23 protein-coding genes and 2 tRNA genes are annotated in these 22,022 nt (G+C 33.9%); 19 read left to right on the plus strand and 6 right to left on the minus strand.

From position 1 onward, the window contains the following. Positions 1-110 precede the first annotated feature (110 nt). Together P2W65_RS06620 and P2W65_RS06625 are read right to left on the minus strand one after the other, a co-directional pair. On the minus strand, positions 111-1,094 hold the full coding sequence (locus P2W65_RS06620; protein WP_289664410.1) for a hypothetical protein: 984 nt from the start codon (positions 1,092-1,094) through the stop codon (positions 111-113). Positions 1,095-1,283: 189 nt separating this feature from the next. Continuing rightward, entirely contained in the window at positions 1,284-1,583 is a 300-nt protein-coding gene (locus tag P2W65_RS06625) for a hypothetical protein (protein WP_179003876.1), read from the minus strand. A 130-nt stretch (positions 1,584-1,713) separates the two neighbouring features. Here P2W65_RS06625 and P2W65_RS06630 point away from each other — a divergent pair, with 130 nt between their 5' ends. The 6 genes from P2W65_RS06630 to P2W65_RS06655 all read left to right on the plus strand — a co-directional run bounded on the left by P2W65_RS06630 (position 1,714) and on the right by P2W65_RS06655 (position 8,156). Next, the gene (locus tag P2W65_RS06630; RefSeq protein WP_289664411.1) at positions 1,714-2,298 is read left to right on the plus strand and encodes an RNA polymerase sigma factor; all 585 of its coding nucleotides are present in this window, start codon (positions 1,714-1,716) and stop codon (positions 2,296-2,298) included. Positions 2,299-2,300: 2 nt separating this feature from the next. Continuing rightward, the gene (locus P2W65_RS06635) at positions 2,301-3,026 is read left to right on the plus strand and encodes a CDC27 family protein (RefSeq protein WP_289664412.1); all 726 of its coding nucleotides are present in this window, start codon (positions 2,301-2,303) and stop codon (positions 3,024-3,026) included. Positions 3,027-3,164: 138 nt separating this feature from the next. Next, on the plus strand, positions 3,165-4,829 hold the full coding sequence (locus P2W65_RS06640; protein WP_289664414.1) for a S41 family peptidase: 1,665 nt from the start codon (positions 3,165-3,167) through the stop codon (positions 4,827-4,829). Positions 4,830-5,148: 319 nt separating this feature from the next. Continuing rightward, on the plus strand, positions 5,149-5,937 hold the full coding sequence (locus P2W65_RS06645; RefSeq protein ID WP_179003880.1) for a TatD family hydrolase: 789 nt from the start codon (positions 5,149-5,151) through the stop codon (positions 5,935-5,937). Positions 5,938-6,001: 64 nt separating this feature from the next. Then, positions 6,002-7,138: a 1-acyl-sn-glycerol-3-phosphate acyltransferase gene (locus P2W65_RS06650; protein WP_179003881.1), complete on the plus strand. Its 1,137-nt coding sequence runs from the start codon at positions 6,002-6,004 to the stop codon at positions 7,136-7,138. After that, on the plus strand, positions 7,128-8,156 hold the full coding sequence (locus P2W65_RS06655; RefSeq protein WP_289664415.1) for an asparaginase: 1,029 nt from the start codon (positions 7,128-7,130) through the stop codon (positions 8,154-8,156). Before P2W65_RS06650 ends, P2W65_RS06655 begins: the two co-directional genes overlap by 11 nt. A gap of 232 nt (positions 8,157-8,388) precedes the next feature. On the opposite strand, the gene P2W65_RS06660 is transcribed toward P2W65_RS06655, so the two are convergent. Next, positions 8,389-9,633 carry an MFS transporter gene (locus tag P2W65_RS06660; RefSeq protein ID WP_289664416.1) on the minus strand — a complete coding sequence of 415 codons (1,245 nt, stop codon included), beginning with the start codon at positions 9,631-9,633 and terminating at the stop codon, positions 8,389-8,391. A 91-nt stretch (positions 9,634-9,724) separates the two neighbouring features. Here P2W65_RS06660 and P2W65_RS06665 point away from each other — a divergent pair, with 91 nt between their 5' ends. The 4 genes from P2W65_RS06665 to P2W65_RS06680 all read left to right on the plus strand — a co-directional run bounded on the left by P2W65_RS06665 (position 9,725) and on the right by P2W65_RS06680 (position 11,964). Then, the gene (locus tag P2W65_RS06665; protein ID WP_289664417.1) at positions 9,725-10,606 is read left to right on the plus strand and encodes a LysR substrate-binding domain-containing protein; all 882 of its coding nucleotides are present in this window, start codon (positions 9,725-9,727) and stop codon (positions 10,604-10,606) included. Positions 10,607-10,659: 53 nt separating this feature from the next. Further along, positions 10,660-10,746, plus strand: a tRNA-Ser gene (locus P2W65_RS06670). Between the two features lie 126 nt (positions 10,747-10,872). Beyond that, positions 10,873-11,877, plus strand: a complete 1,005-nt coding sequence (locus tag P2W65_RS06675) for a virulence RhuM family protein (RefSeq protein ID WP_289664418.1) — start codon at positions 10,873-10,875, stop codon at positions 11,875-11,877. Continuing rightward, a tRNA-Ser gene (locus tag P2W65_RS06680) sits at positions 11,878-11,964 on the plus strand. It abuts the gene before it with no gap. Positions 11,965-12,005: 41 nt separating this feature from the next. Here P2W65_RS06680 and P2W65_RS06685 read toward each other — a convergent pair. After that, positions 12,006-12,713: a hypothetical protein gene (locus P2W65_RS06685; RefSeq protein ID WP_289664419.1), complete on the minus strand. Its 708-nt coding sequence runs from the start codon at positions 12,711-12,713 to the stop codon at positions 12,006-12,008. Positions 12,714-12,914: 201 nt separating this feature from the next. On the opposite strand from P2W65_RS06685, the gene P2W65_RS06690 reads away from it, so the two are divergent. The 9 genes from P2W65_RS06690 (at position 12,915) to P2W65_RS06730 (ending at position 20,207) form a co-directional block, all read left to right on the plus strand. Further along, on the plus strand, positions 12,915-13,496 hold the full coding sequence (locus P2W65_RS06690) for a hypothetical protein (protein WP_289664420.1): 582 nt from the start codon (positions 12,915-12,917) through the stop codon (positions 13,494-13,496). Beyond that, on the plus strand, positions 13,496-13,837 hold the full coding sequence (locus P2W65_RS06695) for a hypothetical protein (RefSeq protein ID WP_289664422.1): 342 nt from the start codon (positions 13,496-13,498) through the stop codon (positions 13,835-13,837). Before P2W65_RS06690 ends, P2W65_RS06695 begins: the two co-directional genes overlap by 1 nt. A gap of 241 nt (positions 13,838-14,078) precedes the next feature. Next, positions 14,079-14,441 (plus strand): S-adenosylmethionine decarboxylase family protein, encoded by a 363-nt coding sequence (locus P2W65_RS06700; RefSeq protein ID WP_289664423.1) that lies wholly within the window; start codon positions 14,079-14,081, stop codon positions 14,439-14,441. Positions 14,442-14,444: 3 nt separating this feature from the next. After that, entirely contained in the window at positions 14,445-15,674 is a 1,230-nt protein-coding gene (locus tag P2W65_RS06705; protein WP_289664424.1) for a DUF4178 domain-containing protein, read from the plus strand. A 6-nt stretch (positions 15,675-15,680) separates the two neighbouring features. Further along, positions 15,681-15,866: a hypothetical protein gene (locus P2W65_RS06710; protein ID WP_289664426.1), complete on the plus strand. Its 186-nt coding sequence runs from the start codon at positions 15,681-15,683 to the stop codon at positions 15,864-15,866. A 12-nt stretch (positions 15,867-15,878) separates the two neighbouring features. Next, positions 15,879-16,094, plus strand: a complete 216-nt coding sequence (locus P2W65_RS06715; protein WP_109191434.1) for a DUF350 domain-containing protein — start codon at positions 15,879-15,881, stop codon at positions 16,092-16,094. Beyond that, positions 16,087-17,607: a polyamine aminopropyltransferase gene (locus tag P2W65_RS06720; protein ID WP_289664427.1), complete on the plus strand. Its 1,521-nt coding sequence runs from the start codon at positions 16,087-16,089 to the stop codon at positions 17,605-17,607. The genes P2W65_RS06715 and P2W65_RS06720 overlap by 8 nt, the downstream gene beginning before the upstream one ends. 88 nt (positions 17,608-17,695) lie before the next feature. After that, positions 17,696-19,210: an NAD(P)/FAD-dependent oxidoreductase gene (locus tag P2W65_RS06725; RefSeq protein ID WP_289664428.1), complete on the plus strand. Its 1,515-nt coding sequence runs from the start codon at positions 17,696-17,698 to the stop codon at positions 19,208-19,210. Then, on the plus strand, positions 19,188-20,207 hold the full coding sequence (locus P2W65_RS06730) for a hypothetical protein (protein WP_289664429.1): 1,020 nt from the start codon (positions 19,188-19,190) through the stop codon (positions 20,205-20,207). The genes P2W65_RS06725 and P2W65_RS06730 overlap by 23 nt, the downstream gene beginning before the upstream one ends. Positions 20,208-20,362: 155 nt before the next feature. Here the strand turns inward: P2W65_RS06730 and P2W65_RS06735 are convergent, their stop codons facing one another. Further along, the gene (locus tag P2W65_RS06735; protein WP_289664431.1) at positions 20,363-21,121 is read right to left on the minus strand and encodes an SGNH/GDSL hydrolase family protein; all 759 of its coding nucleotides are present in this window, start codon (positions 21,119-21,121) and stop codon (positions 20,363-20,365) included. A gap of 65 nt (positions 21,122-21,186) precedes the next feature. Beyond that, positions 21,187-21,969 (minus strand): DUF3050 domain-containing protein, encoded by a 783-nt coding sequence (locus tag P2W65_RS06740; RefSeq protein ID WP_289664432.1) that lies wholly within the window; start codon positions 21,967-21,969, stop codon positions 21,187-21,189. Between the last annotated feature and the right edge of the window lie 53 nt (positions 21,970-22,022).

Raw genomic sequence — 22,022 nt, forward strand, 5'->3', positions numbered from 1 at the left:
AACTAGATAGTTTTGAGGCTTAAAATTTCCTGTGGAAATTTCAAACAGGATTAAATGTAAAAAAAAGTGATGAGCAAATCACCACTTTTTCTTAAAAAAGCATTTGAAAGTTACTGAATGGCATTAATTGCAGCAACCAGCTGGGCTTCTGTACCGACTGTTGTTTCGGCTAGTGTAAAGGTATAAACAGCATTTGCTGTAGTAGTCACTCCTTTGATTGCATATCTCCAGTTACCACCGTCTTCTGTTGCGAAAATTATATGACAGGCAAGACCAACCGGAATTTGACCGTAGTGTTCACTGAATAATCCTTCGGCTGTGTAAGTGTCCAATTTAGCAAGCGCATTGGTACCTTCGCCATCATAAGAAAGATATACAGCACTATTGGTATTGTTGTATCCTTCAGGAATATCTACCAAAATAGTAGTTTTTGGTCTCGGATCACTGTAGAAACGGTCAACGTTTGTCCATCCAAAGTTTCCAAAAGTTACATAATAATTGTTTCCTTCTCCTTGAACACCGCCTTTTCCGCCAGTTCCATCGGCATTTGCTCTGGCATCTTTCCAAGCCAGTTCGCCATCTTCATCAATAACTCCAGTCCATAAAGTCATTAAATTATCGTAACCATTCGTTAATGCTGTTGGAACAGTCATGTTCATGTAGCATGAGGTCTGTAATTCGACTCCCCCCTGAGTTGCTTTGATGAAGAATTCTCCTCCAGAAATCAAAAGATTTTTCTTTCCATCAGGCATAATTCCCATTGTTGGTTTGTTAGTCACTAACATATTTCCTTTATCAAAAAGTTCGATAAATTCGATATCTACTTGTCCCGTAACAGGAGTTCCGTTTTTAGTTAAACAATCTCCGTTAATGTAAAGCTTGACACCCTTTGCGGATGTTAGAGTTACTACTCCGTTCCCCGCTGTCATCGTAAAATTTTGAGTGTTTCTTTTTACTCCCTTTTCGCTGATGCTTTTAAAAGCGGCTGCAGTTGGAGGAGAAATTTTAATATCTTCTCCGTTTGTATCGTCACAGCTTGCAAAAGTTGTCATTGCTAATATTAAAAGTCCGATCTTTTTAAAATTTGTTTTCATAATTTCTAGTTTTTATAAATCTGGCTTGATTGTTTCAAGTAGTTTTCAGATTTGGTTAATTAATTTTTAGTTAAATCAATTGGGGTTTGATTTTGTTACCCTTGTTTTCAAAAAACATTTTAAAGTGATTTTATATCGTTATATCAATTGGCTTTAAAAATTGTTACCCTTTATTTTTGTTTTTTTTATTTAAGCAGAAAGACACTTGTCTTCAAAGAGATTTCCATCTTCATCAACGGCTACCAAAATGTCTCTTTTACGGGAGAAATTCAGAATGAGATAAATCCAGATAATTACCCAAAAACCTAAAGTCATGAAACTGATAAATAAATGCAGTGCGTGGTTTATGGTTTTTTTTTCTTTGGACAAAACCACATAAGGCAGTTTTTCATTATGTTCTGTAATTACAAAACCGTTGCGGGTTTTGGCTGCGATAATCTCGTAGAACCGGTCTAGGTTTTTCTCATTTACAAATTGGTAACTTTCCATTTCTTTTAATTTTTTAAAGGTTTTTAAAAGACTTTTGTTTCGTTAAATACAATTCACTGCAATATTGTTACCCCTTGTTTTTGAAAATTTCTGAGATTCTTTTTTTAAATTAGCTGTTAAAACATTTTTTATGGATCAAAACAAAATTCATCCTGACCAAAAATATATTGAAGGACTTGCCGCAAATGATTCGGTAATAATTGAAATGATATATAAGAAGTATGCGCCCAAAGTGGTTTTGTTTATCACCAATAATTCGGGAGATAAAGACCAGGCTCAGGATGTGATTCAGGAAATTATGATTTTGCTTTTTAATCAGGCGAAAGCCAATAAACTGCAGCTTACTTGCCCGTTTGATGCTTACTTTTTCTTATTGTGCAAAAGACGCTGGCTGAACGAACTGAAAAAATCATCAAACAAAGGGGTAACAATTTATGAGAACGTGGTATCTAGTAATGAATCTGCGCATGACTTAGTTACTCAAACAGAAGAATTTGACGAAAAACAACAGCTTTTTGATATGATGTTCCAGAAATTGGGAGAGAAATGTCAGGAAGTTTTAAAACTCAGTTTTAGCTTAAAATCGATGGAAGAAGTAGCCGAAAAACTCAATGTGACGTATGGCTATGTTCGAAAAAAGAAATCGTTATGTGTGGGCCAGTTGACGCAGTGGATTCAGGAAGCGAAAAATTTTAACTCTTTAAAAAACAATTAATCATGAACGAAGAACGCTATATATTATTTGACCAATATCTTCAAGGCGAACTGACCGTTGATGAAAAAAGCAATTTGGAGAAACAATTAACTGAAGATCCAGAACTGGCATCGGCATTTGAGAGTTTCAAAGAAATGCATTTTCAATTAGACAATAAATTCGGAATAGAAACAGAGCGAGAAGCTTTTAAAGAAAACCTAAACCGAATCTCTGATAAATATTTCCAGAAAAAGAAAACCAAAGTAGTTTCATTGAAACCTTGGTATTTTGCAGCAGTGGCTTCTGTTGCCATTATGTTCGGATTGTTTTTCTTCGACTATAAACATTATCCTAATTTTGAAGATTATAACCATCCAGAAAGCGCTTATTTTACAGAAAGAGGAGTTTCTGAAGAAACTTTGAAAAAGGCTGAAGACAATTTTAATGGTAAAAGATATGAAAAGGCAATACCGCTTTTTGAAGCTATTTTAAAAGAAAATAATTCAGAAGAAATTAAATATTTCTACGGTGTTTCGCTATTGCAGGTGGGAAAATATGTAAAAGCCGAAACTATTTTTAAAGAATTAGAAGCAGGAAATTCTGTTTATAAAGAAAAGGCAAAATGGAATCTGGCTTTGTCTAAATTAAAACAAGGAAAATATAAAGAATGTCAGGAAATTTTACAGACCATTTCTCAGGATTTTGAAGATTATGATGATGTTGAACAGCTGTTGGAAGAGTTAAATTAGTTAAAATTTAGCGAGATCGATAAAAAAAATGCGGTCTTTACGTAAAACCTCAATCGAATTTGGAATTTTAGTTCTAAATTCGATTTTCTTTTTATAAGAATTGTCCCAAAAAAAATTAAAACTTAACCCGATTAATTGATGCAAAAGATTAATTTATTTCTTTTTATCATATTTTCTCAAACTGTTTTCAGTGCTGCTAAAGTAACTGAAACAGAAAAACTTGCTGCAACCTGCAAAGTTTGGGGTTTCTTAAAATACTATCATCCAAAAGTGGCTGGCGGAGAAGTCAATTGGGATAAGCAGCTTCTAGAGAAATTACCTAAAATAGAAAAAGCACAAACTAAGGAAGAGTTTTCATTAATTCTAGAAAAATGGATTGATGAGCTTGGGACGATAAAAGAAGTTGCACCAATTTCTGCTCCGAAAGAGGTAGAATATTTCGATAAAAACTTTGATTTAAGTTGGTTTAATAATAAGCTGTTTTCTAAGAATCTTTCGAAGAAATTGAAATTTATTGAAGAAAACAGGTTTCAGGGCGAACAATTTTATGTTTATGCTATGGAACATGTTGGAAACATTGGGATAAGAAATGAAAGTTCTGAAGATCCAGACTATACTAATAAGGATTCAAAACTTCGAATGGTTTTTATGCTCTGGAATTTAATAGAATATTATTTCCCTTATAAATATCAGATGGATCAGAAATGGGACATCACATTAGATAAAATTATACCTCTTGCTATTCAAGCTAAGAATCATGATGATTTTTTTAATTTGGTAATAAGAAGACTAATGTCAAGTATTGATGATAGTCATACGGAAGTTTATGTTTATCCTACTTCAGAAGCTCGTTTGCCGACTACATATTTCCCTGCCAACGGAAAGATAATCGATGATAAAGTTGTTGTTACTGAAATTTTAGCGGATAGTCTGGCACAAGCTGATAATATAAAAGTAGGCGATGTCATTACTAAAATAAACAATCAAACAATAAAAGATTTTATTGCGGAAAATAAGAATCTGGTTAGTGCTTCTAATAATGCTAAATATTTGGAAAAGATAATTGGCGGAATCTTAATAAGTAAATCGGATACCGTTAAAGTAGAATTTCTTAAAAATGGGGAATATCTAACTAAAACGATGATATGGCACGATTATCATGATTCTCACCGAAATGAATTTAAAAAAGGAGCAAAGAAAAAGAAGGAGAGATTTAAATTATTAGACAATAATATAGGATATGTTGATATGGGAATTTTAACAGACAGAAATATTCCCGATATGATCGAACTACTAAAAAACACCAAAGCAATAGTTTTTGATGTTAGGAATTATCCTAAAGGGACTGCCATAGAAATATCAAATTTTATAAGCCCTCAGGAAAATAAGTTTGCCATTTATACTATTCCGGATTTAAGTTATCCAGGTAGATTTAAATGGAACAATGAAGGCACTTCAAGCGGATCTGACAATAAGGATAATTATAAAGGAAAAGTAGTTGTTTTATTGAATGAGAAAACGCAGAGCCACGCAGAATGGACAGCAATGTGTTTTCGAGCTTCGGGGAATACGACTATCATTGGAAGTCAGACTTCAGGAGCAGATGGTAATATTTCTGTATTTGAGTTTAAAGGATTTCGTACATTATTCTCAGGAATTGGCGTTTATTACCCAGATAAACGCGAAACTCAAAGAATTGGCATAGTTCCTGATATTGAAGTAAAGCCAACAATTAAAGGCATTCAGGAAGGAAAAGATGAAGTTTTAGACCGTGCTTTATTATTTATTGAAACAGGAAAATAATATTTTATTAATTCAGTTTGTCGTCCTGAGGAACGAAGGATCACACTAGTTGATCGTCAGAAAAAATGGGGGTTTTCTTTGCGATACTACTTTTGAGATTCTTCGTTCCTTAAGATGATAAAAAAATACAGCAACCTTTATCAAAGTTTTAAACTTTGGCAAAGGTTTTTCTCATTCTAAGCGTCATTTCTCAAAATGAACAATAGAGAAAAATCCGTTTTATCCGCGGTTTCACGAAGTGAATCAGTCAAATCCGCGTCCCGTAATCTCTACAAAATTGGTATTCTTTTAATATTGTCGTAATTTTGACCACTTTAAAATGAAAGCCTTGAATTCAACACCTATTATTACCGATACCCACACGCATTTATATTCTGAAGAATTTGATCAGGATCGTGACGAAATGATACAGCGTGCCATTAACGCCGGAGTTACCCGTTTTTTTATTCCTGCAATCGATGCAGCAGCAACTCAGTCTATGTACGATTTAGAGAAAAATTATCCCGATAATGTCTTCTTAATGATGGGATTGCATCCTACTTACGTGAAAGATAATTATCTGGAAGAATTAGCACACGTAGAAAACGAATTAGCTAAAAGAAAGTTCTACGCTGTTGGTGAAATTGGGATCGATTTGTATTGGGATAAAACACATTTAAAAGAACAGCAGATTGCTTTTAAAAAACAGATTCAGCTGGCAAAACAATACAAATTACCTATTGTAATTCATTGTCGTGAAGCCTTTGACGAAATTTTTGAAGTGCTTGAAGAAGAAAAATCTGAAGATTTATTTGGGATTTTTCATTGTTTTTCCGGAACTTTAGAACAGGCTTTACAAGCTATTTCTTATAATATGAAATTAGGAATCGGCGGTGTTGTTACATTTAAGAATGGAAAAATCGATCAGTTTTTAAATCAAATCGATTTAAAACATATCGTTTTGGAGACAGATTCTCCTTATTTAGCACCAATTCCATACCGAGGAAAACGAAATGAAAGCAGTTATTTAGTGAATGTAATTTCAAAATTGGCAACGATTTACGAAGTTTCTGAAGATGAAATAGCAGCGATAACAACCCAGAATTCGAAGGACGTTTTTGGGATTTAATCTATTCGTTACTTTAATGTAATTTTTTTTTTGTTCTTTTGCCCACTTAAAATCAATATAAATAATGCAGAAATTTGATGCCATTCGACCTTTTTATGATTCTGAAATAAATGAAGCACTTCATGGTGTTGTCAATCATCCAATGATGAAAACCATGATGAACTTTACTTTTCCAGATGTAGAGGATGAGGTTTGGAAAGATCAATTAAAGAAAACACATTCGATTCGTGATTTTCAATGCAATTTTATTTACAATACAATTCAGAAGGTTTTAGAAAAAAGTTCTGAGGGCTTAACAACTTCAGGTTTTGAAAAATTAGAACCAAATACTTCTTACTTATTTATATCGAATCACAGAGATATTCTTTTAGATACGACGCTATTAAATGTATGTTTGTTTGAACATGGTTTAGTGATGACGGCATCTGCAATTGGAGACAATTTGGTTAAGAAAGCCTTTTTGGCAACTTTAGCAAAATTGAATCGAAACTTTTTAGTTTTAAGAGGATTAACACCTCGAGAAATGTTGCAAAGTTCTAAGCTTCTTTCAGAATATATGGGACAATTATTGCTTCGCGAAAATCGTTCGGTTTGGATTGCTCAGAAAGAAGGAAGAACAAAAGACGGAAATGACGAAACTAATCCAGGTGTTTTAAAAATGATTGGAATGGGATCTGACGAAGAAAACTTAATGGATTATTTTAAAAAATTAAAAATAGTTCCAGTTTCCATTTCATACGAATACGACCCGACCGATGTGTTGAAAATGCCGCAATTAATGGCAGAAGCCAACAATGAGGTTTACGTAAAAGATAAAAACGAAGATTTCATGAATATCATTAGCGGTATCATGGGAACTAAGAAAAGAATCCATATTTCTGTCGGAGATGTTTTAGATACAGAAATTGATCAGATCGTAGCCGAAAATGATAATGCAAACAAACAGGTTCTGGCTTTGGCACAAACTATTGATGACGTTGTTTTGAAAAACTATCAATTATGGCCGACTAATTTTATTGCTTACGATATTTTAAACGAAACAGACCGATTTGCTGACAAATACAAAGAAAGCGAAAAACAGCTTTTTGAGCGTCGTTTAGAAATGCGTATCGGAAGTGATAATCCTGTGACAAGACAAGGGTTTTTGGCTATGTATGCCAATCCGGTTGTCAATAAATTAAAATACCAAGATGTCATCTAAAGCTAAAATATTATTGATTTATACCGGAGGAACCATCGGTATGAGCAAAGATTTTGAAACTGGAGCGCTTAAAGCCTTCAATTTTGGTAAATTAATACAGAAGATTCCAGAAATCAAACAATTGGATTGTGAAATCGAATCCATTTCATTTGAACATCCAATTGATTCTTCGAATATGAACCCTGAGATGTGGACAAAAATTGCCACAATTATTGAGGAAAGTTACGCTTCTTTTGATGGATTTGTGGTATTACATGGATCTGATACCATGTCATATTCGGCTTCAGCATTGAGTTTTATGCTGGAAAATTTATCAAAACCAGTTGTATTCACAGGATCTCAATTGCCAATTGGAGATTTACGTACCGATGCAAAAGAAAACTTGATTACGGCGATTCAGATTGCTTCTCTTCAAGAAAACGGAAAACCGGTAATTACAGAAGTTTGTCTGTATTTTGAATACAAACTATACCGAGGCAACCGAACGTCGAAAGTAAATGCAGAACATTTTAAAGCTTTTACAGCACCAAATTATCCAGAATTGGTAGAATCTGGAGTGCACTTAAAATTGAATAAACATTTATTTCTTCCTATAAACAAAGACGCAAAATTGATTGTCCATAAAAATTTAGACAATCACGTTGCCATTATTAAAATGTTTCCTGGAATGAGCGAAATTGTTTTGGCTTCAATCCTGGCAACTAATGGTTTAAGAGGAATTATACTCGAAACTTACGGTTCAGGAAACGCTCCGACCGAAGACTGGTTTTTAAATTTAATTGAAAAAGCTATCAAATCAGGAATGTATATCGTAAACGTAACCCAATGTTCGGGCGGAAGCGTAAACATGGGACAATATGAAACGAGTACAGCTTTAAAATCTCTTGGAGTGATTTCTGGAAAAGACATTACGACAGAAGCAGCAATTACAAAATTAATGTATTTGCTTGGACATAAGATTCCGCAAAATGAGTTTAAAGATATTTTTGAAACAGCACTTAGAGGAGAGATTTCATAGTTTCAAAATTCCAATATTCAAAATCCCAAATTCCATACTTTAGTTTTGGAATTTGGGATTTTTTATTTAGAATCTTGTTTAATCGTTCCAATTTGTCATCCTGACGAAGGAAGGATCACACAAGAAACTCGACAACGTTAACATACCGAAACCCGACAGGTTTTCAAAACCTGTCGGGTTTGCTATATGAAACAACCTTTGTCAAGGTCTAGTAATAATTGAAATTTGAAATTTAATTTTTGGAATTTTGATATGGAACCGGACAAGTTTCCAAATCTTCTTCCGTTGCTTTATGTTTTTTATAATATACGTACACAATCACAGAAAGAATACAGATAACACCTTGAAGTGCAACAGTAGTTCTAACGCCAAGGGAGTGAGAAACATAACCAATAATTAAACTTCCCACGGGAATCATTCCTTGATACGCCATCATAAAATAACTGATACTTCTAGAACGCATGCTCACAATACTGTGTGTTTGGATATAAATATTGATAGATGAAGTTTGTCCCATCATCCCGATGCCGCTTAAAGTCATACAGATTAAGGCGATGGTAATGCTGTTTGAAACGGCTAATATGATTACGCTGAAACCAAGAAGCAAACTCGCTGCAATCATTAATTTACCCATATTTTCCGCCGATTTTAGATTGGCTAAATAAACAGCAGATAAAACAGAACCAATTCCAGCAGCACTTTCAAACCAGCTGAAAGTTTCGGCGTTTCCGCTAAAAATATCTTTGGCAAAAACAGGCATTAACGTATTAAAGGAAATTACGAACAAACTACTGCAGGTTAACATTAAAAGCATTCTCGCCATCTCGGTTTCTTTTTTCACATAATCCAAACCTTCAATAAGATCATCCAACATATTCAATTTATTTTCGGCTTTAATATGCGGTGTGATTTTCATTAGCAATAATGAAATCAAAACGGGAATATAACTAATGAAGTTCCCAATAAAACAGATATCTTCTCCATATTGATGCAGAATAATCCCAGCAAGTGCAGGCCCCGCAATTCGGGCAAAGTTGTTCATTGTTGAATTTAGCGCCACAGCGTTTGGAAGATCTTCTTTGTTGTCTACAATATCAATCATCATGGTTTGACGACAGGTCATATCAAAAGCGTTGATTATTCCCTGAATTAAACTTAATGCTAAGATGAAGTTGATGTTGTATATTTTTAGGTAAATCAGCAGAGCTAAAGTTCCTGCCTGAAGCATGGCAAGAGATTGCAGAAATAATAATGTTTTGTGTCTATCATAACGACCAATTATGGTTCCTGCTAGAGGCGCTAAAAATAAAGACGGAATCATACTTAGAAAAGTTGCCAATCCCAATAAAAATACAGATCCTGTTATACTGTAAACCATCCAGCTCACGGCAGTTTTCTGCATCCAGGTTCCAATAACCGAAACAGATTGTCCGTAAAAGAACAACTTGAAATTTTTTGATTTTAAGGCTTTAAACATGATCTTAAATTATTTGATACAAAGGTCGTGATTATGATTTCATTAGAAAAATTAATAATTTTACTGATAATAAGTAGTAAAACTTATCAATATGGAAATCTATCAACTACAGTATTTTATTAAAACGGCTGAGGTACTTCATTTTACCAAAGCAGCAGAATTGTGTTTTGTGACACAATCTGGACTTTCGCAGCAAATAAAAAAACTGGAAGAAGAACTTGGAATACCCTTGTTCAAGAGAATCGGGAAAAAAGTACAGCTTACAGAAGCAGGTTCTGTTTTTTTAATTCATGCCAAAAAAGTGGTAGAAAATGTGGAAAACGGAAAACAGGCAATCGAAGATTTGAACGAAATGATAGGCGGTGAACTGCGAATAGGTGTAACCTACATTTTCGGATTATTGGTGCTGCCTGTTGTGAATGCTTTTGCTAAAAGATACCAGAATCTAAGAATCATAGTAGATTATGGTACAACAGAATCCTTAGAACAAAAATTGATTAATAATGAATTAGATTTAGTATTAGTCATTTCATCGCATGAGATTGGGCCTCCAATTCAAAAAGTACCTTTGTTTACGTCAAACATGGTAATGGCGGTTGCAAAAACACATCCTTTGGCTTCTTTAGAAAAAATACCCTTTAAGAAAATAGAAGAAGTTCCGTTGATTCTACCGGGAAAAGGATCAAATTCCAGAGAATATGTAGAAATATTGTTTGTAAAACATCATATGAAACCGAAAATCTCGATAGAATTAAATTCAATTAATGCTTTATTGCAAATGGTAGAAAACAGCGACTGGGCAACTATTGTAGCCGAAAAAGCATTAAAAGGCTGGGAACACAGTCTAAAAGCTATTCAGATTACGGGCGTTGTTACTAAGCGAGAATCTTTTATGCTGACAATTGGAAGCTATCAAAAGAAAGCCGTAAAGTTGTTTATGGAAGAATTTAGCAAGAGCATTAACGAATCTTAAAAATTTACGTTGTATAACTCGATTTTTTTTGAGTTCTTTGCAGACCAAAATAAAGAAAGGTGTCCGAGTGGTTTAAGGAGCTAGCCTGGAAAGCTAGTATATGGGTAACTGTATCGAGGGTTCGAATCCCTTCCTTTCTGCAAGATTTTCAACTTAAACAATACCAAACCTCGAAATGTATATTTCGAGGTTTTTTTATTAACTTTCTCTAATTACTAATTTGCTGTTTGTTGTAATAATCTTAATGTAAAAAGCTTCTTTTTAAGATGGAAAAACAAGAATTTATTTTTTACAATACTGTTGATGGAAAATCTAATGTAGTTCTTTTGGCTAGAGATGGAGATGTCTGGATGAGCCAAAATCAAATTGCAGAACTTTTTGACACCTCTGTGCCTAATATTAGCATGCATGTGTCTAATGTGTTTAAAGATAGGGAGTTATATGTTGATTCAGTTGTTAAGGATTACTTAACAACTGCTTCGGATGGAAAGCAATATAATGTTGCATTTTATTCTTTAGCTATGATTTTGGCAATTGGTTTTAGAGTGCGAAGCAAAAGAGGAACGCAGTTTAGACAGTGGGCAAATCAAAATTTGCAGGAATATATGATAAAGGGTTTTGTTATGGATGACGAACGTCTTAAAAACCCAAACGGAAGGACGGATTACTTTGATGAATTACTCGAAAGAATTAGAGATATTCGGGCTTCTGAGAAGAGATTTTACCAAAAAGTTCGTGATCTTTTTGCTTTGAGCAGTGATTATGATGCTACAGATAAAGCGACTCAAATGTTTTTTGCAGATACACAAAATAAACTACTTTATGCTATTACAGGAAAAACTGCGGCCGAAATTATTGTATCGCGTGCAAGTGCAGATGCGCCAAATATGTCGCTAACAAGTTGGAAAGGAAGTGTTGTACGCAAACAAGATATTTATATCGCAAAAAATTATCTGACGGCTGATGAAATAGATACATTAAACCGTTTTGTTGTTGTGTTTCTTGAAACTGCTGAATTGAGAGCAAAAAACAGACAAGATATTACAATGAATTTCTGGAAAATAAATGTTGATAGAATTATTGAGTTTAATGATAAAGAAGTTTTGACTCACAAAGGAAAAGTAACACATTTACAGATGGAAGAAAAAGTAGAAGCTATATACGAAGTATTCCATAAACAGCGCAAACAACTTGAAGCTAACAAAGCAGACGAGCAAGATTTAGAAGAATTAAAACACTTGGAAAATAAAATTAAAAATAAACCAAAATAAAGAAAGGTGTCCGAGTGGTTTAAGGAGCTAGCCTGGAAAGCTAGTATATGGGTAACTGTATCGAGGGTTCGAATCCCTTCCTTTCTGCTGAAATAAAAATGCTCCTATTACGGGAGCATTTTTTGTTTTTAATTAAGATACTTCGCTAAAACAGGATCCTTATCCGGGGCATGATATCCCATAATAATTCTGTCTTTGAATGCTTTCTTTGAAATCACAACCAGCTGACTGCTCACATAATTTCCGGTTGGCGAAAATGTTAGTTGATAAATCGTATCGCCTTTATTCCAGATAAAATGCTCGGGATAAGTAATATAATAATCATCGAAATCATCTTTTATCTTTTTGGTTTCGTTAGGCAGTTTGTCCAAAAGAAGTTTTTGCGACTTATCGATTTCGTTATATGGCGTGTTTTCGCTCTTTACAATTTCGGTTGGATTGCCCAGTTTTTTCTTGAGAAAATCGAAAAGAGCAATGCTTTGATCGTTTTTTGGATTGATTCTCATAAAAGCAATTTTATTATCGTAAACAGTTATTGCCGTTCCCATAACATCATTTATTGGAATTCCTCCGTAGTTAAGCTGTGCCGTGTTTTTTTCGCCCATAAAGACATAATTGGTAGATTTTTCGCCCTTGTCTACTAAATTTAGACTGGCATCTTCTCCATTAACAACTGCTTCATAATGTCCTTTTTGTTCTGTTTTGGAAGAAAAGGAAAGTCCGTCGAGATAGGTTTCGGCACTTTTGTTGAAATCTATAGTGGATAAATCTTGTGATTTTGAGGTGCAACTCATTAGTAATAGTAAGTTTAATGAAATTAAAATTTTATTTTTCATAACTAAAGTCCTTGATTTATGTAATTTTTTACTGTTGAAAAAATAGAGTAGAGGTACTAAAAATATATTTTGACTTTTACCAAGATAAAAAATAGTTTGCAATAAAAACCTACAAAGTGTAAAAAAAAACAATTATTAATAGAGCGATTGATTATTGAAAAATAAACTCTAAATTGGTAGTATAATCTTATTTTAAAGAGTATGAAATCAATTCTATATGCCTTTTTAAGCTTTTTACTTTTTTCTTCCTGCGCCTCTTTTTCAGATAAAATGGTTAAAGATAATAAGGAGAATTTATCAGAAAATGAGTTGTCTAAACTGGAAGGAACTTATGAGCTGTTTCCTGATTTACGATATAATGAAAAAGGAATTGCAGAATTGATGAATTCTCAAGATTCTAGGGTAAGACGTGATCTAAACTATTTTGTTTCGTTTAAAGAGACAAAACAAAGTGATTTTGGAGTTTATTTGGTTGATGTAAAGTTGATTAGTGGAAACAGGTTAAAATTTACCACGAAAAAAGATAATGTGGAAATAGAAAGTTTTGAAGTGGGAGGAAAACTAAAAAAAGGACTTTTCTATCTTGACAATAGATATTTAAAACGAAATGGTATTCCGTATCTTGCGGGTGGTTATACCAATTACAAAACCCGAATTGGACTGGCTAAAGATGAAGGACTTCTAGTTAATTATGCTTATGATAATTCGGGCGCTATTTTGTTTCTTTTTTGGGCAGGCTCTGATTATAATTCGGTTTATCATTATAAACGTATTGAAAAATAATGAATTCATATAAATACCATTTTCGTCCCGGTTATCAATCCAAAGAACTTTTAATAGCTATTTTTAGCGGTGCTGAAAGCGAATCTTTTTTGTTTGATTTTCTGCACATCATTCGTGAAATAAACCCCAAAACGACGGACATTCTTGATTTATGGATGAATGACGAAATTTTGATGACTTATAATTCTGAGATTGGAGAATTTACCATTTCCAAAGATATCTGGGGTTTTGCTTTTATAATGGCAGATGATAATCAGGATGGTTTGTATAAGATTAATTCGATTTTGGAAAAGTCGGAACTGTTTGAAAAAGTTGAAGTTGATTTTGAAAACTACAAATAAAAACGAAATGTTCTAATCTAGCCCCGATAGAAGTGATATCCTTTTGTTCTGGGGTTCAGAACAAAAGATATAACGGATAGCGGGACTAAAGGTTCTTTTGAAAACGAGTTTTTCTGCTTCTTAAAAAAAGAAAAAATCCACAAAGATATAGTTCTAAAAAGTTGTGCTTAAATACGGTTTCCCACATTATTTTATTCTGGAAATATTATATATTTGGCCTTTGTGTAATATAAATAACTTGATGGATTTACCTCCTTATTCGCCAGGATTGCATAAACTGGTTACTTTACATGTCGCCGAAATTTCGAAGCTTACCAACAGTAATGGTTTTGTTGCGGTTACCAATTCCATTTTAGAAAAATACGAATTGGAGAAGGTTGGTGCAGTGGTACATAACTTTGATAACGATAGTTTTACAATTTCATACTGTCTTAAGGAATCGCATATTTGCATACATACTTGGCCAGAATACAATCAGTTGACTTTGGATGTTTATTTGTGTAATTATCTTCAGGATAATTCGGATAAAGTGCGCGCTGTAATGGCCGATTATATTGCCTATTTTGATGCTGAGATTATTAAAGATTTTGAAATTAACCGATAAGATATGAAGATTCCTTGTTACGATTGTAATACAGAAACCGAATTAGAGGTTGGTTTTGAAGTAGTCAATTTTGTGTGCCCGAAATGTCATAGTTTGTATGCTCGTGACGATGCGGGCCAGTTTCGAAGAAAAAATAAATATAAAGGAGCAGATTATAATGCTCCATTAGCGATTGGTGATGTTGGTTTTTTAAAAGGAAGCGAATATAAGGTCGTTGGAATCTTAGTTAAAAAAATTCATCCCGATTACAGCTGGATGGAATTTATTCTTCAAAATGATAAAAAGGAGTTTCTGTATTTATCACTTTCTGATGGACATTGGATTTTATTAACGGAAATGGAAGAGACTTTTAATGTGAAGTCTCACCCTTTGGTTTTAGAACATGATGGGAAAGATTATGAGATTTATGATTATTCTAATACGCTAATTATTAATGCAGAAGGTTTTTTCGATTTTGAACTGCCACAGAATACCATAATTTATGTTGTTGAGTATATCAGGCCGCCTTATATGATTTCTATTGAAACGGTGCATAAGGCTGATACGGCATTTTATGGCGAATACATTAAAAAAAGTGAGATTAGAAAAGCCTTTAAAAAAGTTTTTCTGCCTTATCAGTCAGGTGTAAACGTAATTCAGCCATCTCGTTTTGATTTGAGAAATACAGCTATTATTTTCTGCTGTTTCGCTTTATTGATTCTGACAGCCAATTGGTACATTTATAAAGATCAGGTGGAGCAAAATGTGTTTAACAGTGCCATTAAATTCGACGAGTTTAATAATAAAGAAATGACTACTCCGTCGTTTGTGCTTAATGGTGCATCGGCTCCTATGACGATTAGGGTTTCGACGGCAGTCAATAATTCATGGGCAAATTTAAATATTGCTTTGATTAATGAAGATAATGGCGACGAGACTTATGCCAGCAAAGACATAGAATATTATTATGGTTCTTCTGAAGGAGAATCCTGGACAGAAGGAAGTCAGTCCGAGAAATTTAATATCTGTGGTGTAAAAGCAGGGAAATACCATCTTTCGATCACACCAATGAAAGCTCCTGAAGATCTTTCGACTACTACAATGAATGTAAGTGTAGTCTGGAATCAGCCGTCGAGTCGAAATGTGTGGCTGGTTCTTATTGGGATGATTGCACTTTATTTTATAATACGATATTTCAAAAACCAATTTGAAAGAAAGAGATGGGCAGACAGTTCTTACTCCACTTATGACTAAAATATTATGACTAAAATATCAGATTTCTTTGCCAATAATTGGGCTCCATTAGCAATAGGATTCTTTTGCTTTGGAGTTTATATGTACTTTTCTCTTGCCGGAAACCGAATCTGCGACTGCGAAACTACAGAAAAATACAGATCAACAACGAGCGGAAGCCGTTCATCTTATAACCATTTTTACCACAAATAAAAAAAATCAATTATGGAATTAATTCACGCTCAGCCAATAGTAAATTCGATTATCTATTCTATTTTAGGAATTGCCATTTTGTTAGTAGGCTATTTTATTATCGAAAAACTGACTCCAGAAAATACCTGGAAAGAAGTTACAGAAAAAAGTAATGTTGCTGTTGCAATTGTTTTGGCAGCGTTTATCATTGGAATTTCCATGATTATTAGTGCCGCAATTCATGGGTAAAAAGTTTCTTAGGTTTGAATTTCTTTTACTTTTCGCTGTATTTATAATTGCCACTTGCGGTCTTATTTATGAATTGGTTGCGGGAACTTTGGCGAGTTATTTATTAGGCGATTCGGTAAAACAGTTTTCATTTATTATTGGCGTGTACCTGTTTTCGATGGGTATAGGCTCTTTTTTCTCGAAGTTTTTCAATAAGAATCTGCTCAATACTTTTGTAGAAATCGAAATTCTGGTTGGACTTATCGGCGGTTTAAGTTCGGTGGTTTTGTTTCTGCTTTTTGAAAGTGTAGGTTCTTTTCAATTCATTCTATATTTATTTGTTTTCGTAACCGGATTTTTGGTCGGATTGGAGATTCCGCTTTTGATGAATATTTTAAAAGATAGGGTTGAATTCAAAGATCTGGTTTCGAATGTTTTTACGTTTGATTATATCGGAGCGCTTTTGGCATCGATCTTATTTCCGTTAGTTTTAGTGCCAAAATTAGGCATTATGGGAACTTCTCTTTTCTTCGGAATGATTAATATAAGCATTGCGATTGCCTTATGTTTTTTATTGAAAAGAGAATTAAAGAAACCGTCTTTGTTAAGAGCAAAAGCCGTTTTCTCATTTTTGATATTATTGACTGTTTTCATTTTTTCGAATGATATTCTCGCGTATTCAGAAGGAAAATTGTACGGAGAAAATATCATTTATACGAATTCGACACCATATCAGCGTATCGTTTTAACGCATAATAAGAGCGATTACAGGCTTTATTTGAATAACAACCTACAATTTAGTTCTGCTGACGAATATCGTTATCACGAGGCTTTGGTTCATCCCGCGATGTCGATGGCAAAAAGCGTTGAGAATGTTTTGGTTTTAGGTGGAGGAGACGGACTTGCCGTTCGTGAAATCCTGAAATATAAAGATGTTAAGAAAGTAACTTTGGTCGATTTGGACGAAGGAATGACCAAATTGTTTAAAACCAATTCGGTGTTGACGAATTTCAATCAAAATTCTTTGAATAATCATAAAGTTACCGTAATCAATACCGACGCTTATATTTGGGCGAAAAACAACAAAGAAAAATACGATGTAGCGATAATCGATTTTCCGGATCCGTCCAATTATAGTTTGGGGAAATTGTATTCGCTTAATTTTTATCAAACCATTAAAACCATTTTAAAACCTGACGCAGCCGTTGTAATACAAACTACATCGCCTTATTTTGCACCGAAATCTTTTTGGTGTATCAATAAAACAGTCATGCAGGTTTTTCCTCAGGTAGATGCTTATCATGCCTATGTTCCGTCGTTTGGAGAATGGGGTTATACGATTGCCATAAATGGTTTTGGAACGACTTTTAATTCCGTAAACCGAAAAGCTGACGGATTGCGATTTTACAATTACCAATTCGACCGCTTCAATTATTTTACCAACGATATGATTTCAAACCAAATCGAAATCAATCGTTTAGATAACCAGATTTTAGTACGCTATTTTGATGAAGAGTGGGGAAAACTGCAATAAATCCAGAAGGAGTTTTATAAAAATAGTAGGAACGGCTTTAATTGCGGTTCCATTTCTGCAGTTTTGTTCTGATAAAATTGCGGTACTGATGATTCGTTTATCGGGAACAAAACATTTGCTTGGACATCGTTTATGGATTAAAGATTTTCCTAAACCCACCAAAAAAATTGAGATTCCGTATTTAATCGTTGGCGGTGGAATTTCGGGTTTAAGCGCCGCGCGACAATTTCATAAAAAAGGAATTTCAGATTTTCTGATCGTAGAACTAGAAAATCATTTGGGAGGAAATTCTTCCAACGGAGAAAACAAATATTCCAAATATCCTTTAGGAGCACATTATCTTCCTTTACCTAATTTTCAGGATAAAGAACTGCTTCGTTTTCTGGAAGAAGAAAAGATCATTTTAAGCTACGACGAAAAAGGTTTCCCTGTTTTTGATGAATTACAGTTGACTTTTGCGCCAGATGAACGTTTGTTTTACAAAAATAATTGGCAGGAAGGTGTAGTTCCAAAAGAAGGAAACTTGATTTCAGATGATTTGGAGTTTCAAGAATTCTTCAAAAAAATGGATATTTTTAGAACTGCAAAAGGCGAAGATCAAAAATATTTGTTTGATATTCCGCTTTATCTTTCTTCTAAAGACGAAAAGACAAGAGCTTTAGATAAAATAACTATGAAACAATGGTTTAAAGACAATCATTTTACGTCTGAACCTTTGTTCAATTATATCGATTATTGCTGTAAAGACGATTTTGGTTTAGGAATCGAATACGTTTCGGCTTGGGCAGGAATTCATTATTTTGCAGGAAGAAAACAGGATTCTACACCCGAAAAACACGACAGCGTTTTAACTTGGCCGGAAGGGAATTCACGTTTAGCCAATCATTTAAAAAAATATACGAAAGATAAATCGCTGGAAAATCATTTGGTTTATGAAGTTAAAGTCGAGAACAATAAAGTAATCGCAAAAGCTTTTGATAACGTAAACAAAACATCCGTTGAAATTATTGCCGATAAAGTGATAATGGCTTCTCCGCAATTTGTAAATCAGTATTTGATTAATGATAGAAAGGCGTTTACAAAAAACTTTCATTACACGCCTTGGCTTTTGGCAACTTTAGTTGTCAATGATTTGTTTGACAATTTTAGTTTTCCGCTTTCGTGGGATAATGTAATTTATGATGCAAAAGGTTTAGGATATGTTTACGATCAGCATCAGACCGTGAATCAGGTTCAGGACAAAAAGGTGATTACCTATTATTATAGTTTTTCGTCTGCCGATTTGAAGAAAACCAGAAAAGAGCTTTATAAAAAAGACAAAGAATATTGGAAACAGTTTGTGCTGAACGATTTAAAAGTAGCGCATCAGGATATTGAAGAATATACAGAAGCTGTCGAAGTTTTTCTTTTAGGACACGGAATGATTTCGCCTGCGCCAGGATTTATTTTTGGTGAAGCGAAGAAACAGGCCAAGCAGAATATTCAGAATAAAATATATTTTGCGCATAGCGATTTATCCGGAATTTCGATTTTTGAAGAAGCTTTTCATCAGGGAATTAATGTTGTAAATGAAATTGTAGATGGAACAACCGTGGATTCATAAAGCCAAAACCGATTTAACTTTTATCATTGGACCGTCATTTTTTGTATTGGCGATCATCTTTTTGTTTCAGGATTATATTACTCAGATTGAAGAGCATTATTCTTTTTACACTTGGTTGTTTTTAATTGTTTTTATTGATGTCGCCCACGTTTACGCTACATTATTCAAAACTTATTTTGTCGCTGATGAATTTCAGAAACAGAAAAGAAGATTGATTCTTCTTCCACTTATTTGTTTTGTCACAGGAATTGTGCTTTTTGCTTTTGGAAGTTTGGTTTTTTGGTCGTTTCTGGCTTATGTGGCTGTTTTTCATTTCATCAGACAGCAATACGGTTTTATGAGATTGTACGCCAGAAAAGAAACGAAAACAAAAATCTCGGTTTGGATTGATAATCTCGCCATTTATGCTTCAACTGGATATCCCATGTTATATTGGTTTTTTTCGTCCAAGCGAAAGTTCAACTGGTTTGTAGAAAATGAGTTTTTTAGGTTTGAAAACCAAAGAATTCTTGAAATTCTGTTTTGGATTTATATCGGGATTTTGATTTTGTATGTAGCTTATACGACTGTAAAATCAATTCAGAATCGATTTTTTAATATTCCGAAAAACAGCATTATTCTAGGAACGGCCTTGTCCTGGTATTTCGGAATTGTGTATTTTAATGACGATTTGGTTTTTACTTTATTGAATGTCGTTTCGCATGGAATTCCGTATATGGCTTTGGTTTATTTTAGGGAAATTGATGGAAAATCAGCCTCGGAATTAGGGCGTTTGTCTTTTTTAAAACAATACAAAGGGATTTTAATTTATATTGGAATTCTTCTTTTAATTGCCTTTTCGGAAGAATTTCTTTGGGAGTTTTTTGTTTGGAATGAAAATATCACAATAAGCAGTTTTGATTTTTCGAGCTGGCAGATTTTGTTAGTTCCTTTGTTGAGCGTTCCGCAGTTTACTCATTATTTGTTGGATGGGTTTATTTGGAAGTCTAAGAAGTAAATCTCTTTCGTTCTTGTGAAAAATAAAACGTCTAATCTAGCCCCGATAGGAGCGGTGTCCTTTTATGGCGGGGTTCGCCATAAAAGATATAGCGGATAGCGGGACTAAACGTGATTTTGAAAATGAATTTTTCTGCTTCTAAAAAAATAAAAAGCTTAATTCTGTAAAGCAATTTTAATCTTTGGCATCATTCTATCAACGAACATTTTATAAGCAGATTCGGAAGGATGCAAACCATCTGAAGCAACAAGGTTTGGATTGCTAAGTCCTAAACGGGTAATATCAGTAATCGAGACAAATGCGATTTGATTGTTGTTACAATAATTTTCTGCAAAGGTGTTGTATTTGTCTATTTCTGCAGAAATTGTAGCGCTTTGATCTCCGGAAAGTGCTTTCCCGTAAGGTGTGTAGGCGTAATCTGGAATAGAAATCACGACCACATTTTTTCGGTCACCTTTTGCCAGTATAATCGCTTTGTTGACCAATTCTGGAAATTCTTTTTCGTAAACCGAAAAACTTCTATGCTGATATTGATTGTTAACGCCAATTAGAAGAGTTACCAAATCGTAGTTAGATTCTGGTTTTTGAGATTCGATTGCCGAAAGTAAATTGGATGTTGTCCAGCCTGTTGTAGCAATTATTTTAAGCGAAATGTTGCTGGAAGACATGGATCTCAAACTGGTTTTGAGCTGTTCTGGAAAGCGACAGGTTTCGCAGACGCTCTGACCAATAGTGTAACTATCGCCTAAAGCTAAATAATTAATAGTACTCGGAATGGGTGGATTTGTTGTTACAGGTGGGTTTACAACGGGCAGAATAGTGGTAGCTGGAGTAGTGCCAGTTTCATCCGAACTACAGCTCAGAAGAAATCCTGAAAATATAACAATAACTATTTGTCTAAAATCTAGTTTCATAATTTGTTTAAATTTTGAGGTCGCTTTAAACAAATAGTTACGTTAAATATGTGGGTTTGGATTTGTTAAACCATTTCGGTTTTCATCACGATATCTTCTTCGATGGCATTCCAAAGTCCGATGCGTTTCTCTAAGGCAAGAATCGAAACCTCTTCGACTTCTTTCCATTTTTGTGCATCGTCTTCACATAATTCTGTAATCATTGTCATTGCCATTGGGCCATGTTCATCAGCATCTAGTTCGATATGTCTTTCAAAATAATACAAAAGTTTTGTCAAATCGGTTTCTGGAAGGTTCTTTTGAAAGTTTTTCAGAATTTCTGTAAACATGCTTGGAATCAAATCTTCTCTTCCGAATGTAAAAGCGGCAGCAATTTCGTGTGGTTTTCCTTCTTCGATTACTCTGAAAGTAAAATCCAAGAAAGCTTTCACATTTGGATGCATTGGGCTTTGTTTGATGGCAACAAATATATTTTGAAGCGAATGTACTTCTGATAAGAAAGTTAAAATTCCTGTTGTATCAGCACCGCAGGCTTCCATAGCTTCCAAATACATTTCGTAGTGGCTTTGTCTTCTTCCGTCCAGTGTTAAATCGGTTTCTTCTGCCAAAACAATTTCATTGATTAAATATCTCGTTTCTGGATTTTTTGTAGCAAACCAAGGAGTTGTTGTACAAGTAAGTTTGGCTTGTAAGGCTTTTAAAAGTGACATAAAATCCCAAACAGCAAAAACGTGCGTTTCTAAAAAGCTGTGTAAGTCGTCTATGTTTTGAATCTTATTGTATAAAGAATGTTTTAATAGTTGATCTTTTTGAGGTTGAATGCTTTTGTTTATCGTTTCGATATTCATTTTTGGAAAAATTTTGGTGCAAAGATAAAAAGCTTCTCCGTTAAGAAGAAGCT

Source organism: Flavobacterium panacagri (assembly GCF_030378165.1).
Lineage (GTDB): Bacteria > Bacteroidota > Bacteroidia > Flavobacteriales > Flavobacteriaceae > Flavobacterium > Flavobacterium panacagri.

Coding starts and splice junctions, on each gene's coding strand:
- P2W65_RS06665 (WP_289664417.1), top strand. CDS start 9,725: ATGGAAATCTATCAACTACAGTATTTTATTAAAACGGCTGAGGTACTT.
- P2W65_RS06740 (WP_289664432.1), bottom strand. CDS start 21,969: ATGAATATCGAAACGATAAACAAAAGCATTCAACCTCAAAAAGATCAA.
- P2W65_RS06630 (WP_289664411.1), top strand. CDS start 1,714: ATGGATCAAAACAAAATTCATCCTGACCAAAAATATATTGAAGGACTT.
- P2W65_RS06675 (WP_289664418.1), top strand. CDS start 10,873: ATGGAAAAACAAGAATTTATTTTTTACAATACTGTTGATGGAAAATCT.
- P2W65_RS06620 (WP_289664410.1), bottom strand. CDS start 1,094: ATGAAAACAAATTTTAAAAAGATCGGACTTTTAATATTAGCAATGACA.
- P2W65_RS06660 (WP_289664416.1), bottom strand. CDS start 9,633: ATGTTTAAAGCCTTAAAATCAAAAAATTTCAAGTTGTTCTTTTACGGA.
- P2W65_RS06710 (WP_289664426.1), top strand. CDS start 15,681: ATGACTAAAATATCAGATTTCTTTGCCAATAATTGGGCTCCATTAGCA.
- P2W65_RS06735 (WP_289664431.1), bottom strand. CDS start 21,121: ATGAAACTAGATTTTAGACAAATAGTTATTGTTATATTTTCAGGATTT.
- P2W65_RS06640 (WP_289664414.1), top strand. CDS start 3,165: ATGCAAAAGATTAATTTATTTCTTTTTATCATATTTTCTCAAACTGTT.
- P2W65_RS06635 (WP_289664412.1), top strand. CDS start 2,301: ATGAACGAAGAACGCTATATATTATTTGACCAATATCTTCAAGGCGAA.
- P2W65_RS06715 (WP_109191434.1), top strand. CDS start 15,879: ATGGAATTAATTCACGCTCAGCCAATAGTAAATTCGATTATCTATTCT.
- P2W65_RS06700 (WP_289664423.1), top strand. CDS start 14,079: ATGGATTTACCTCCTTATTCGCCAGGATTGCATAAACTGGTTACTTTA.
- P2W65_RS06690 (WP_289664420.1), top strand. CDS start 12,915: ATGAAATCAATTCTATATGCCTTTTTAAGCTTTTTACTTTTTTCTTCC.
- P2W65_RS06685 (WP_289664419.1), bottom strand. CDS start 12,713: ATGAAAAATAAAATTTTAATTTCATTAAACTTACTATTACTAATGAGT.
- P2W65_RS06625 (WP_179003876.1), bottom strand. CDS start 1,583: ATGGAAAGTTACCAATTTGTAAATGAGAAAAACCTAGACCGGTTCTAC.
- P2W65_RS06720 (WP_289664427.1), top strand. CDS start 16,087: ATGGGTAAAAAGTTTCTTAGGTTTGAATTTCTTTTACTTTTCGCTGTA.
- P2W65_RS06705 (WP_289664424.1), top strand. CDS start 14,445: ATGAAGATTCCTTGTTACGATTGTAATACAGAAACCGAATTAGAGGTT.
- P2W65_RS06695 (WP_289664422.1), top strand. CDS start 13,496: ATGAATTCATATAAATACCATTTTCGTCCCGGTTATCAATCCAAAGAA.
- P2W65_RS06655 (WP_289664415.1), top strand. CDS start 7,128: ATGTCATCTAAAGCTAAAATATTATTGATTTATACCGGAGGAACCATC.
- P2W65_RS06730 (WP_289664429.1), top strand. CDS start 19,188: ATGGAACAACCGTGGATTCATAAAGCCAAAACCGATTTAACTTTTATC.
- P2W65_RS06650 (WP_179003881.1), top strand. CDS start 6,002: ATGCAGAAATTTGATGCCATTCGACCTTTTTATGATTCTGAAATAAAT.
- P2W65_RS06725 (WP_289664428.1), top strand. CDS start 17,696: ATGATTCGTTTATCGGGAACAAAACATTTGCTTGGACATCGTTTATGG.
- P2W65_RS06645 (WP_179003880.1), top strand. CDS start 5,149: ATGAAAGCCTTGAATTCAACACCTATTATTACCGATACCCACACGCAT.